This is a genomic window from Microcoleus sp. F4-D5 (genome assembly GCF_036704885.1).
Classification (GTDB): Bacteria; Cyanobacteriota; Cyanobacteriia; order Cyanobacteriales; family Microcoleaceae; genus Microcoleus.
The window spans coordinates 19,910-32,859 of record NZ_JAUBSX010000023.1; the positions used below are offsets into that span (position 1 = coordinate 19,910).

At 46.8% G+C, this 12,950-nt stretch carries 13 protein-coding genes; 4 read left to right on the plus strand and 9 right to left on the minus strand.

The genetic code is table 11. From position 1 onward, the window contains the following. Positions 1-253: 253 nt before the first annotated feature. The gene (locus tag QUA80_RS13190; protein ID WP_333425102.1) at positions 254-1,159 is read right to left on the minus strand and encodes an alpha/beta fold hydrolase; all 906 of its coding nucleotides are present in this window, start codon (positions 1,157-1,159) and stop codon (positions 254-256) included. A 535-nt stretch (positions 1,160-1,694) separates the two neighbouring features. Here QUA80_RS13190 and QUA80_RS13195 point away from each other — a divergent pair. Next, the gene (locus QUA80_RS13195) at positions 1,695-2,309 is read left to right on the plus strand and encodes a hypothetical protein (protein WP_333425104.1); all 615 of its coding nucleotides are present in this window, start codon (positions 1,695-1,697) and stop codon (positions 2,307-2,309) included. On the opposite strand, the gene QUA80_RS13200 is transcribed toward QUA80_RS13195, so the two are convergent. Continuing rightward, entirely contained in the window at positions 2,292-3,230 is a 939-nt protein-coding gene (locus tag QUA80_RS13200; RefSeq protein ID WP_333425106.1) for a hypothetical protein, read from the minus strand. The two genes, QUA80_RS13195 and QUA80_RS13200, sit on opposite strands and share 18 nt — an antisense overlap. Positions 3,231-4,151: 921 nt before the next feature. On the opposite strand from QUA80_RS13200, the gene QUA80_RS13205 reads away from it, so the two are divergent. From QUA80_RS13205 to QUA80_RS13215, 3 genes are all read left to right on the plus strand, one after another. Next, positions 4,152-5,054 (plus strand): MBL fold metallo-hydrolase, encoded by a 903-nt coding sequence (locus QUA80_RS13205; RefSeq protein ID WP_333425108.1) that lies wholly within the window; start codon positions 4,152-4,154, stop codon positions 5,052-5,054. 189 nt (positions 5,055-5,243) lie between these two features. Beyond that, complete coding sequence (locus QUA80_RS13210) at positions 5,244-6,464, plus strand: bifunctional riboflavin kinase/FAD synthetase (protein ID WP_333425109.1); 1,221 nt, start codon at positions 5,244-5,246, stop codon at positions 6,462-6,464. A gap of 164 nt (positions 6,465-6,628) precedes the next feature. After that, positions 6,629-7,537, plus strand: a complete 909-nt coding sequence (locus QUA80_RS13215; RefSeq protein ID WP_172188278.1) for an AAA family ATPase — start codon at positions 6,629-6,631, stop codon at positions 7,535-7,537. 394 nt (positions 7,538-7,931) lie between these two features. Here the strand turns inward: QUA80_RS13215 and QUA80_RS13220 are convergent, their stop codons facing one another. The 7 genes from QUA80_RS13220 to QUA80_RS13250 all read right to left on the minus strand — a co-directional run bounded on the left by QUA80_RS13220 (position 7,932) and on the right by QUA80_RS13250 (position 12,950). Beyond that, a complete protein-coding gene (locus QUA80_RS13220; RefSeq protein WP_333425111.1) occupies positions 7,932-9,131 on the minus strand; it encodes a glycosyltransferase in 1,200 nt (399 codons plus the stop codon). Between the two features lie 99 nt (positions 9,132-9,230). Beyond that, the gene (locus QUA80_RS13225; protein WP_333425113.1) at positions 9,231-9,854 is read right to left on the minus strand and encodes a hypothetical protein; all 624 of its coding nucleotides are present in this window, start codon (positions 9,852-9,854) and stop codon (positions 9,231-9,233) included. A 90-nt stretch (positions 9,855-9,944) separates the two neighbouring features. Next, a complete protein-coding gene (locus QUA80_RS13230; RefSeq protein WP_015176578.1) occupies positions 9,945-10,256 on the minus strand; it encodes a hypothetical protein in 312 nt (103 codons plus the stop codon). A gap of 156 nt (positions 10,257-10,412) precedes the next feature. Next, a complete protein-coding gene (locus QUA80_RS13235) occupies positions 10,413-10,997 on the minus strand; it encodes a DUF7662 domain-containing protein (protein ID WP_333425115.1) in 585 nt (194 codons plus the stop codon). Between the two features lie 407 nt (positions 10,998-11,404). Beyond that, positions 11,405-11,710 (minus strand): transcriptional regulator, encoded by a 306-nt coding sequence (locus QUA80_RS13240; RefSeq protein ID WP_333425117.1) that lies wholly within the window; start codon positions 11,708-11,710, stop codon positions 11,405-11,407. Beyond that, entirely contained in the window at positions 11,707-12,186 is a 480-nt protein-coding gene (locus QUA80_RS13245) for a type II toxin-antitoxin system RelE/ParE family toxin (RefSeq protein WP_333425119.1), read from the minus strand. The genes QUA80_RS13240 and QUA80_RS13245 overlap by 4 nt, the downstream gene beginning before the upstream one ends. A gap of 122 nt (positions 12,187-12,308) precedes the next feature. Beyond that, positions 12,309-12,950: a hypothetical protein gene (locus tag QUA80_RS13250; protein WP_333425121.1), complete on the minus strand. Its 642-nt coding sequence runs from the start codon at positions 12,948-12,950 to the stop codon at positions 12,309-12,311.

The following is a 12,950-nucleotide window of genomic DNA, read 5'->3' on the forward strand; positions in this document are numbered from 1 at the left end:
TGCGGTGTAACCGCAATTGATATAAACGGAGGACACGGCAATGCTGTTTCCCTACCCAATTAATTGTAGGGAAACAGCATTGCCGTTTTCTCATGGTTCGAGTCCGCACGCGCCTAAGACTGTGGGGTAATATTAATTCCGATGTTACCGAATTTGATATTACATTCCTTACATCCGAAGCAAGCGAATCTGTTGCCAAATTCCCTCTTCCTCCATCCGTTACATCACCTACATTGCTAGTTGCCGAACTTCTTCACCCTTGTGAAAGCAATTTTAAATACTGCCGAATTAAGCCAATGGTGACAGCCGGCATTTCTAACTGCGGAGTTAAACCTACGTTTTCCAGAGGTTGAAAAACTTTGATTGCTTCGGGGTTGAGGTTTGCCAACCGCTGGCCGATATCGGGGCCGGTAAACTGCGATTTTTCTCCCCATATAATCGCTGTCGGTGTTTTTAGCTGAGTGATGTACAGCGACAAATCAAAACACAAATCTCCCCGTACAAAAGACAGCGCAGCATATTCTGCATTTGGTTCTAAAGCAGATTCGAGGTAAGCATTAACAATTTCTTGGTAAACGCGGCTCGGGTCTGCAAATTGGCGCTGTTCTAGGAAGCTGCGGATGCCCCCATCGGTGGCGATGCCGGTACTGTAAAGCAATTTGTCTAAAATCGGCGTGCCCACTAGCTTGGCGAAGAAACTGCGGCCGTAATCTTGTCCGAAGTCCGACAAACCGCTGGGTATCGTCAAAATTAGGGATTTGAACAGATCCGGCCGGACGATTGCCGCTCGAATCGCGATCGCCCCCGTCAGCGAAGAAGCGATCGCATCTGTCGGACTGTCGCAAGTTTTTTCCAGAAATTCTATCAAAGTTGTGATATAATCTTCAACCTGATAATTTCTCGGCGGATGTTCCGATCGTCCCCAACCGATTAAATCAGGTGCTAAAATTCGATACTCAGCCGCAAAAGCCGGATAAACTTTCGACCATTCGTAGGCACTCGACCCGCCCCCAAAACCGTGAAAAAATACTAAATTCGGTTTATTTTCCGAACTTGAGGCAGGCAAACCGATCCAAGGCATTTTTTCAGCAGTGTAGTAAACCATTCTGCCGAGAGAAGTAACTATCGATCGCTGACCGAAGCCGAGGGGTACAAGCATAAACTAACCTTAATCGCTGTTATATTTTAGATTCTTTTCCACCGCCCCGTGTCTGTTTAAAAAACTTGCAAAGCTGGTGGCGTTTTTGTAAAGATTGAGTAATGATTTAAGTCTATTTTAGTACAAGTGAACCGTGAAACTACAGACAGGAAGTAACCTTTGCGATTTGGGCAGTTCCGCTTTGTAGTTATCCTTACAGTTGCAAACTACCGCCGATCGGAGATAATAGCAAAATGATGGGTAAGACCCCTCAACAGAATGGAGTCTGTTCGCCAACCCGGAAAGCAGGCCCTGGAACAGTGGGAGCATTGGATCTCGCTTTCAGGTTGAAGGCAGTTTTGCAGCCGTGAGCCAATCATAAATAATTAATCACCATATTTGGCGGAGCAGTGGCTTTTGAGGTCGAAAGTCTTTGTTGGAGGGGGGGCGATCGATCGGTTTTCGATTCCTAAATAGCAGGTTTGGCAATCACGGGCACGACCGCTATAAATTCCCAAACACAAGAAACAATTAATCTTAGGGAGGTCTACTAAAAATGCAACTGCTTAGGAAACGGGATCGCGAGGGTTTTATGGTTGACGCAAAAAGTCTTCAATCTGACGGGTTTGCAGAATTTGATACTGCCTGTAGAAACACGGATTTAAACGGCAAAAAGTCTTTTGTCGCCACTCCAGAACGATCGGGCGCAGGGTCAGAGATGCGATCGCGGGCTACTGTACCGGCGGTCGTCCGCGTAGCTTTAGAAGACTTGAAATGCTTTGAAGTAGTAGAACACCAGTTTGCACATTGGGGGGTGACTTTTACCAATGCCGTTGCCATCCAACCGTCAAACCCAGCATTTTTCACGGCTTCTGGGTCAACAGTGTTAATGGGAGCCCCCAAAAGCGGACTGATCGAAGTAACTTTTAAGTATCCTGTTCGCTGGGTGTCAGGACTGGTAACCAGTTCGCGGCGAACTGTTTTATCTGCTTGCGACATCGACGGCAACTCAATTGTTCACGATGAAATGCCGGCCCCGAATCTCGCCGGGTCTAATTCTCCGATCGCCCCTAGCGCTCCCCTGCGCGTAAAAGCTCCGAATATTTATCGAATTACTTTTTACGCTTTTGACGGTCAGCTAGTAGTCGATGACTTAATGTTTGGATTTTAAAGCCATGCCATATGTAGCGTCCCAAGTCTGCAAACCTTCGAGAAGGGCATTGCGGACTAAAGCTTCTGGTTCCCGACTCAGCATCAGGCGAAAGCACTCGGCAGCGCGGGAACAGGCGATCCTCTGCGAGGGCTTCGCTAACGAACTTTTGACGGAACTCACAGGACCAAACCCACCCTTATTCACCAAATCGGTCATTTGCCGCACTGCAATCAAACGCTTCACGGGGTCAGCATCAGTCAAATCCGCCAGAATGCGATCGAGCGCCACTTCATCTTTTGCGGCCCCGAGATTCAACCATTGCCGCAGCAACAGCCCTGCAATCGCGATCGTGCCCAAATTCTGCAAAATCAGGCTCAAAGCCATCCAGTGGCTGCTTGAGTCCGCCCAAATCCCCAAACTCATGTAAGCAGCCAAGGTAGCAATCCCGCCCGTACCCACCGCTAAAACAAATCGGCGGTTCGGGCCCTCCCAAAATTGCTCGCTTTGGGATCGCAGCCATTGCCAGTCCCGCGACTGCCCTCGGTAAACCAGCATCATCGCTGCTATCCCCAGCCCAGTCGAAAACAGTAATTGACTGTTCCACCACCCCCAAACTGCTGCCAGGGTGAGAACTGCCAGCCAACCTTTCGATCTAGTCAAACTCTCTAGCAGCCACTTGAGAAAGGCTGTAGAAACCACAGGCGATCGGGCCCGCTCGCTCTTACCATCTACCCTCCGACGCCTTGTTTCGGCAGTCCGGCCTGCCGCTGCTGGGGTTCCCGGCAGGCGACCGTCCGAACTAAATTCTCTCAAAGCTTGGCTATCAGTCATTTCTAAAGACAATTCGCTCAAGGGGAGATTACCGAGTTCCAAAGTGCGATCGGAAACTTTCACGGGCGATCGATTCAGCTTGGTTGTAGTTTTTTTAACTTGATTCATACTGACTTTATTGAAAAATAAGTTAAAGTTATCCAGGCTTTTTTAGCACTGATTTAGATTCTCGGCAAACAAGACTCTAAGACTCTATGATACCGGAAATTCTACCCCGTGGCGAGTACAGCAACTGCGCTGAATTTCGAGAAATCCTTACCAAAAATAGAGCAATTGAAGATTGTTCATAAAACCACCACGATAGGTTAACAGCGAATATTTCTGCATCACTCTTGAGACAGAATGGCGGTCTGAGTTAGCATGACTGCAAAAAACCCAAAAAATTAAACTTTCTGAAATTGAGGGAATTTTGAGTGCTTGAAGTCGTCCCCAAAGAAATGCGCGACAAAAATTTAGCCTTTTGCCCGCAGGCCCGGGATCTGGCTGCTACCTCCGGTGTCAGATGAAAGTGGGTTCAGCTTGACGGCTAGCTTCCGGAACAGCAGCCTCCGGGCGGGCCGAAAATCCAGACACAGACAGTATTGTTGGATAATTAGCATGAGCATTCCTAAACTGCTAAGATTTTTGAATTAACGGGAGTTGAGGGAGCCCATCATCCGAGTTCAAACCGGTCAAGCAGCAAGGCAAAAAACCGACCGCGCGATCCTGTTCGGCAAGTGCGGAGGCTAGAAAAACAGCGGCTTTTGACCAGACTCAGGCAGAATTCCTGCCCCAAAGTGTGTCTGCGGAGGTTAGGCTAGTGAAGAGAGGAAAAGAATAGTTACGATCGAGACTTCATTAGTTTACCTTGTAATTTCTTGCTCAGTTGTCAAGCCCAACAGTTTTGCATTTTCTGGCAAGCGAGACTCTTAGCACTTCCAACCAGTGGGGAACTCGACCGTCAAAGAGCTTGGGTTTGATGGTAAAGCCCTTACTAAATATGTAAACACCTTACCGATGGCTCGCCGGAACAATCTTGCAAGAAAACCCATGTCTAGTATGCAAAACCAATTCACGGTTCACTTCTGGGGCGTTAGAGGTAGCATAGCCTCTCCCGGGGCTGAAACAGTACGTTACGGGGGCAACACGCCCTGTGTAGAAATGCGAGTGGGTGAGAGCCGCCTAATTTTCGATGGCGGTACAGGATTGCGGGTTTTGGGACAAACTCTCCTGTCTCAGATGCCCGTAGAAGCTCATATGTTTTTTACTCACTCTCACTGGGATCACATTCAAGGATTCCCATTTTTTGTCCCAGCTTTTATTCCAGGCAATTGTTTTCACATCTACGGGGCAGTTGCTCCTTCTCCTAATAATGCTACTATCCAGCAGCGGCTAAACGACCAGATGCTCCACCCGAATTTTCCGGTGCCCCTGCAAATTATGGGGGCAGACCTGAAATTTAACGATATAGAAGTGGGCCAACCGCTCGAAATCGGAGATATTAAGGTGGAAAATGCTTTGTTGAACCATCCCGGGGAAGCTATAGGCTACCGCGTGAACTGGCGGGGGTATTCGGCTGCTTACGTGACTGATACCGAACATTTGGCCGATCGTTTAGACGAAAATGTGCTGTATTTGGCCCGCGATGCTGAGGTGCTGATCTACGACGCTACTTATACCGATGAGGAGTATTATTCGGAGAAGAGCAGCAAGGTCGGCTGGGGACATTCGACTTGGCAGGAAGCGGTGAAGGTGGCAAAGGCTGCTAATGTCAAAAAGTTGGTGATTTTTCACCACGACCCGCTGCACAATGACGAGTTTTTAGACAGGGTGGGAGAACAAGTGGCTCAAAGGTTCCCGAACAGTTTGATGGCGCGGGAAGGTTTGTCGTTACAGTTGCTGCCTCCTCATAACGATTTATCTGATTCTGAAGTCTTGAGGTCGGAAATCTAAAATTTAAGTTAGGACTGACCTCATTCAAAGACGGATACAAGCCCCTGACTCCTGTCGTGGAAAATCTAAAAGTTGAGACCAGAGTTCAACCTCCCAGATTGCATCTGTGGAGTCAATCTAAAATCTAAAATCTAAAATCTAAAATCGAGTGGCGATCGCAATCTGGCTAAGTATGTCAAAATCTTAAGCGTGTGGGTAACTTCTTCTTGTACCGCTGCTCTGACTCCAACTTCTGTTGCCTTGGGAAACTTTGACGGTTTGCACCTAGGGCATCGACAAGTCGTGCAGCCAATAATTTTAAATCGATCGCCCGGGCCAAATTCTGCGACAGTTGTTGCGTCGGGAGAAAACTTGCGTTCAAACGCTGGCACAGATGAAAATTTGGAAAGCGAACCTCCGGCGACCTGCTACAACGACTCAGCAGCACCGCCCGATGGAGCCGACAGCGGCTGTAATTATGATGGTTCGATCGGGCAGACGAAGGCAGAGGGGAACAGCCTCTGTGCTCGAGATTCTGATGGAGCCGATCGACTTTACAGCACAGTGGTGACATTCAATCCCCACCCGCAAGAATTCTTTTCGGGTCAACCGAAAAAACTGCTGACGCCTCTGGCAGAAAAGGTAGAATTGCTCGCCGCAATGGGCGTCGAGCAATTAGTCATGCTGCCGTTCGATCGAGAATTGGCGGCTTTGACTGCTTGTGAGTTTGTCGAGAAAATTTTGGTGCAACAACTAAAAGCGAGTCGAATTAGTGTGGGGGTTGATTTTCGGTTTGGACGGGGACGCGCTGGGACGGCTGCAGATTTGCAGTCGATCGCCTCGGGTTACGGTATTGATGTTGGTCTTGTACCGCTGCACAATTGCGGTGAGGGCGATCGGATCAGCAGTTCTGCAATCCGCGAAGGTCTGGCATCCGGCGACCTCACAAGAGCGAATAAGTTGCTGGGGCGACCTTACAGTTTAGTCGGGACTGTGGTTGGGGGACAGCGGCTGGGCAGGACGATCGGATTTCCTACTGCTAATATCGAACTGCCGCCGGAAAAATTTTTGCCGCGTTTTGGCGTGTACGCGGTGCGAGTCTCGGTGAAGCATGGATGGGAAAAGATGAAAGAGGAAAGTTCTTCCTATCAGCGGGAAAATCCCAAATCTCTAATTACCGGCACAGCATCAAATTTATCTTTTGTCAATGGGGTGATGAATGTTGGCTGCCGCCCGACGGTAGACGGGCTGCAACCCACTGTGGAAGTTCACCTGTTAGATTGGTCTGGGGATTTGTACGGTAAAACCTTGAGCGCGAGTCTGGTAGAGTTTTTGCGGCCCGAACAAAAATTCGCTTCTCTGGATGCTCTCAAAACTCAAATTCAGGCAGATTGCGATATTGCTAGAAGCGTATTAGCTGCTAAAGTCTAATAATTATGTGATCTAGAACAGGCGATCGGTTTTCAAAATGGTGCAAGATGAGTCAGACTAAATTCTAGTTCTACAAATATGAAGTCCGCAAGGCAAAGACTCAAGAATTTGGCAATCTTGATATCTTTTCCACAATTAGCAATTAGCAATTAGCAATCAGGGATATGAGACAACATATTGAGCGGCTCAAACAAAATCTAGGCAAAACTATTGTTGGCAAAGCCGATGCTATTCGCTTGGTGCTGGTAGCCGTGCTTTCGGGCGGACACGCGCTGCTGGAAGACGTGCCTGGTGTGGGAAAAACACTGCTGGCGAAGTCTTTGGCGCGATCGATCGATGGGAAGTTTCAGCGGATTCAGTGCACTCCCGATTTGTTGCCGACTGATATCACCGGTACTAATATTTGGAATCCGCGCAGCGGAGAGTTTGAGTTTTTGCCAGGGCCAGTTTTTGCTAATGTTTTGCTTGCCGATGAAATAAATCGGGCGACGCCGCGAACTCAGTCAGCTTTGCTGGAAGTGATGGAAGAAAAGCAGGTGACAGTAGATGGAGTGTCTCGGAACGTTCCCGCACCATTTTTTGTGATTGCGACTCAGAACCCGATCGAATATCAAGGCACTTTTCCGCTGCCGGAAGCGCAGATGGATCGGTTTACTTTGTCTTTGACTTTGGGCTATCCCGCTGCGTTGGAAGAGTTGCAAATGTTGGAACGGCTTTCTGATAGTTTTGCAGTTGAAGATTTGCAGCCCTGTATTTCTTTGGAAGAAGTGCAGGAATTGCGCCGTTTGTGCGCTGCTGTGAAGGTGGAAGGCTCTTTGAAACAGTATATTGTAGATTTGGTGCGATCGACGCGGGAAGATGAGGAAATTACTCTGGGGGTGAGTCCCCGGGGTGCCGTGGCTTTGCACCGGGCGTCGCAGGCTTTGGCATTTATGGAGGGCCGGGATTATGGGACTCCTGATGATGTGAAATATTTGGCGCCGCACGTACTGTCTCACAGGTTGATTCCGGCAGGCGGAAGGAGGGCTAAGGCGATTGTTGACAAGTTGTTGCGGTCTGTTCCTATTCCTTAAAAAGTTTGTAAGTAGGTTGCTTTAATTCAAGGAACAGGCTTTGCGGCCTGTTCCACAAACAATTAATTTTCCTGTAAAGTGGGCAGGAGAACCCGCCCTTGAAAGACTTATTAATCATGGTGCAAGATGTCATATCAAACCCGGTAGCATCGTCGGGCGTCAAATCCAGTCAACACTCAACAATCACGGACGCTGCAACCGGAATCAATCTAATTCATCTGCGTTAATCTGTGTTTATCTGCCCTCATCTGCGGTAAAAAAAAGAAAATTTCAGCAAGCGCAGATGACAAGAGATTGACGCAGATTCACGCAGATAAAGATCGGAGATATCTGAATAATTCCGATGCTAACAGATAGATTTGATATCAGTTAATCAATAGGTTTTGCACCATTCTCAAGCACTCTCAAACAGCGCCACTAATTTCTTTGCCTCTAAATCGACATTGTGTTGTTGAGCAACCCGTTCTGCTCCTGTTTTCCCCATTTGTTCTAGTTTTTCTACAGGTGCTTCCAATACCGCGCGCATCGCTACCGCTAATGCTTCTGCGGAACCGGGAGGAACTAACCAACCGCAAACACCGGGTTCTACGAGCTCCGGGATGCCAGCAACATATGTGCTAATTACGGGCCGGTGGAGAGCGAGGGCTTCCATAATTACAACGGGCAAACCTTCAGCAAAACTCGGCAATACCATTGCCCGCGAAGCTAAAATCTCTTGCTGAACTCGATCGCCGCTGGCCCAGCCGGTAATTTCTATATGATTTTGCAGGCCGAGTTGCAGAATCTGCTTTTCAATATCCGATCGCAGCGGCCCGTCTCCTACGAGTACCAACTTAAACTCTAAGCCTTGAACTGCTAGCAAGTTAGCAGCTTCTAGCAATAACAAATGACCTTTTTGTTCGCTGAGCCGGCCAATGCAAGCTAAGCGGGGTGCTGCGGGTATGGGGACGTAGGGTGCAGCTAAAAATGCACCATCTACGCCGCAGTGTATGACTTGAATTTTTGACCAAAAAGTGCGATCGCACCACCGAAAAAGCTGACTTTTACCGAAGGAACTAACGGCCGCTACAAAGGTCGATCGTTTAATTTTTTCGTCTAAGGAAAGAAGTGTGGCTTTATCGAATTCTTCAGGGCCGTGAACCGTGAAACTGTAAGTCGGGCCGCCAAGCACGCGGCACAGCATTGCGACTGTTGTCGAATTTGTCCCGAAGTGAGCGTGAACGTGTGCTGTACCGGATTCTGCAAACCAATTTAAAAGAATGCAAGCTTCTGCTAAATAAGCTAGATGCAGCAAAATCCCCCGTTCCGAGTGCCAGCCAACTTTGAACATTAACCGCACAGCTTCGATGAATCGAATTGGTCTAGTTGCGGCAGCGCGGAGCAAACCCCAGGCTAAGCCCTGTGCACCAACTCCGAGGATGACTTCAGTCAATTCTTGTTCTTGTTTGTCGGCTTCATCAACGAGTTCTGATTCGCAGGATCGGATCGAAAAACGCGCGACTTTCATGCCGCAATTTTCAACTGCTAGCACTTCTCTGCGGACAAAGCTGTGGCTGACTTTGGGATATTGGTTGATTAGATAAGCAATGTTCATGAACGGGGAGAAGATATTATAGTAAAGCTTTAGTTCAGTTTAGCCTTTAGTCGATCGAAGTCAAGTGATTTTCTGTAAACGAGCGCTTATTGTTGTCAATCATGACTGCAACTTATCTGAATTGCTCAGTAATTCGCACTGTTGAAATACATAATTTATGGCAGCAAAAAGTTTGTCTAAATCGTCTATTAAATAAGATTTTTTGTTGAGAGTAAAAACATTTGTTTTGAGTTTGCCAAACTGCCATAGTTTGCCGTTGGAAACAATGCCGAATACATCTTGTTCGGGTTTGTCATTAAGCCGTTGAGCTGCGATCGCTTCGGCTAAACATTGCGCCCATCCAGCCTCAAAATCATCTTGTTTGGCTTCTATAATTACAAAATAAGGTCGATCGAATACCAATTTACCTAAAGGAGATTTTTGAGCTAAAATATATTCAGGAAATCCGTTAAGATTAGCATCGCAGTTTAAGGCTTGGTGGCTCCACAAAATGAAGTTTTTGCGATATTGCTTCCAAACTTCTTTTAAAATCGGCACAATGATGTATTCACAAATAGCGTATTCTGAGTTGTTGACGACATTATCTTGCCTGACAATTTCTAAATCTTCTCGAAAGTAGTCAGGAATATTAAATGCTGTTTCAACAATAAAATTTGCTTCAATATAAGTGATTGTAAATTCTTTGAGAACGGCAGCGATCGTTTTATAAGCACTCAAAGGCATATCGAGATCCCCAACAAATGTTTCAGCTTAATTATAGCGGGCTAAATTAAAGCCACCTACTTGGTCAGGTGGCTGGGAAAAAATGCAAGATTACGAATTGGCTAAGCAAAGTTGTTGCCGAAGTTCTGGGGGAATGGCTTCAAAATGCTCTAACAGAAAATTCATCAAGGCGAGGTGACGCAAGTCGTGCAGTTGGGGATGGCGGTGCCTGCCTCCCCTGGTAAACCAGCGACGCACAGTAGAAAGCTCACGACAGCAAATGAGAGCTAGAGCTTCTTGCGGGACATCCCATTTTGCGTAGAATTGCTGCGGAGTCATCGCCAGTTGACAGTCAGCGTAAAGCTGAATGATTCGTTTTTCTCGATCCGTAATCGGGCGAGGCGTCAAAGAATGGTGTATCATAGAGGTGATTTTTTAATTTTGAATCGGCCAGTGCCATATTTGGGGCGCTGGCTTTTGTTTTTGGGGGCTTTGTTTTTTGGCGCGATCGCACTTGACGATCGCCTAACTAAGCCTTACTATAACAACATACTACTATAATAGTAAAATGTCAATTAGTTAATCTATGTTTTCAGATTCTTCCCTGGAGCTGAAACCCGCTATCTCAGCTACTAAATTCAGATGTTTGAGGGTGGAACGAGCAGGTAAGTGTCCGTTCTCCCACTTACTTACAGTCCTCTGGTCAACCCCCAACCGTTCTGCAAATTCTGTTTGTGTCAACCCCAGATGGAGACGTAATGCCTTGATCAGTTCGCGATTCCACTGCACCCCATCGCCCGCCTGCCGAACCTGAATTTTCTGAATTAACTTGCGAAATGTTACCCGTTGTGAGTCCAGATCGACAGTTTCCACCCGATATCCTGCCTGCATCCAAGCGGTAGCTTGCAGAGCGCCCTTTTTGCGGTTGCTCCACCAAGCTTGTTGAGTGCGTGCGGAAGGGGGGAGTGCGTCGTTTAGCAATGCCTCTATTTCGGCGAAGTTGAGGGTTACTTCGTCGAGATGGCGATTTTCGCGCAGATAATCTAAGAGCGACTGGTACTTGCTGCCCTCCTTCATGCGGTGTTTTGTGAGGTTTTCAGATATAGAATGCCACAAATCGGGGGATGACGGGGAGCGGATGGGAGTGGGGGGTGCGATCGGCAATTATTGATTTACCCAGACACTTCGATTGTGTCTGTTGCGTAATATTTGGAATTTTTATCGATATAAAACATAAAAAATGGCGATCGCCCTTGACGGAATCGAGGATTGAGAGGGGCGATCGGGCGTTTAAAAAAGTGTGGGATGCAATTAGCTTAATAAATTAAAGTCCCCTTGCGGGGAAGTGGTGAAAACTGAATCAACTGTTCAACGATCACCTTACTAGAGGCGTGTTTCCATCCCCTTGCGGGGAAAACTTTGTTAAAGTCTTGGAAAAACTTAAACCTTCTAGTCTTTTAAAGAATAGCTGTCATTTTGATAAAAGTCAAGTCATCTTTCTTCCAAAGAAAGAGCAGGATTATTATCTCCTCTACTCTTTCTTTGGCTTCAAGATACTGCACCAGTAGCAGTTAATCAAACTGAGCAAGAACAATCTCCTGGTCAGGGAAATTAGCTACTAATTTTAGACTTCCACCAAGAGCTTGGATGTAGCGAGAGAGGGTAGAGACTTGAATATCTTCTGGCTTATCCAACTCAGAAAAAGCAGACTCAAAAGTGCTGAGGTCTTTTTCCAGATCCTCATCTGTACAACCCAACAACTTTCGCTGTTCCAAAAGAGTAAGATGGATCAAAGCAAGTTGAGTGCGTATTTTGTTTCTTGCTCTTCGCTCTGGTGTCATCCGATTTCGCAATTCACTAAAAGGCTTTGTCTTCATATCAATCCTTCATTTTCAAGCTCTTTTAAGAGTTCGTCGTAGAGCTGATCTGCTTTGGGTACATTCTCTTCATACCAGCGGTCATTACCCTTTTTGTTACCGCCTAAAAGGAGTATTGCAATCCTGCGAGGATCGAACGCATACAAGATTCGATAAGGCTCTCCTTGATGTTGTACTCGAAGTTCTCGTATATGTTGGTGACGAGATCCATTGATACGTGAGCTCCGGGGAAAGGGAAGATTCGGCCCTCTTTCTTCGAGCAACTCTACCGAGCTATCAATAGAGTCTTGCGTTTGTGCATCAAGTGTTTCGTACCACTGCTCGAACTCGTCGGTGTACTCTACTTCGTATGCCATGTTGTCCTTGCCTGTTACAAAATACGTTCTAGTAGGTGCTGATTGAACAGTTGATTCAGTTGTTCTAGCCTCAGCTAGAGCTATTGATGTAGGCAAGTCCGGATCTTTGAGCCTGTACATAGGTCGATCGCTCCAAAAAAAATATCAAAGTTTACAAGGCTCACAGTTGAAACTGTGAGCCTCACTTTTTATATTACACTATATTACACTCAGAACACGCTCGGTATCGGCAAATATTGTTTCTAGCCCGCACACTTGACTTTCTTGGGACTCCCATCCTCCTTAATGTCTAAAATTTCCACCTTAACCGTTTGTCCTTTAGAAAGAGATTGTGCTTTTTTCGGTTCTTTTTCAGTTAGCCTGATAGTTCCCAGAATTTCATATGTCACCTTGTTTCCTTTTACAGCAGTAACTTTGGCTTCGACAATTTGATCCACTGCAAACTCATGACTGCCGATCGCCTTAGCAATTTCAACTTGTCTCGCTGACTCTACAACTGGGGCCACAACTTCTCCAATCGGCCCCGCTTCTTTGTAGTAACGCATCAAACGAGATGCCCAGCCTAAAATTTGCAGCAAAGTGCTAGCATCCCCTTGAAATCCTTTGAGACAATCGCTACAAGCTTTGTCGATGCTGCGGTAATAATCTGTGGTTTTGCTACTGTGTCCGATTTGTCTGCCATTACCGACAAGGGTTTTAAGATACTTGAAAAACCTGGAATTGGCATCAGATCGATCTTGATTAACTGCATTGCGGAGATAGGCGATCGCCTTTCCCAATTCATTTACATCGGTTTGTTCTTTAACTAAAGTTTGAGCGATCGCGTGGGCAATCTCCCACTGGTTTTCGGTCAAAGATTCTGTCAGTAATTCAGTATTCGACAT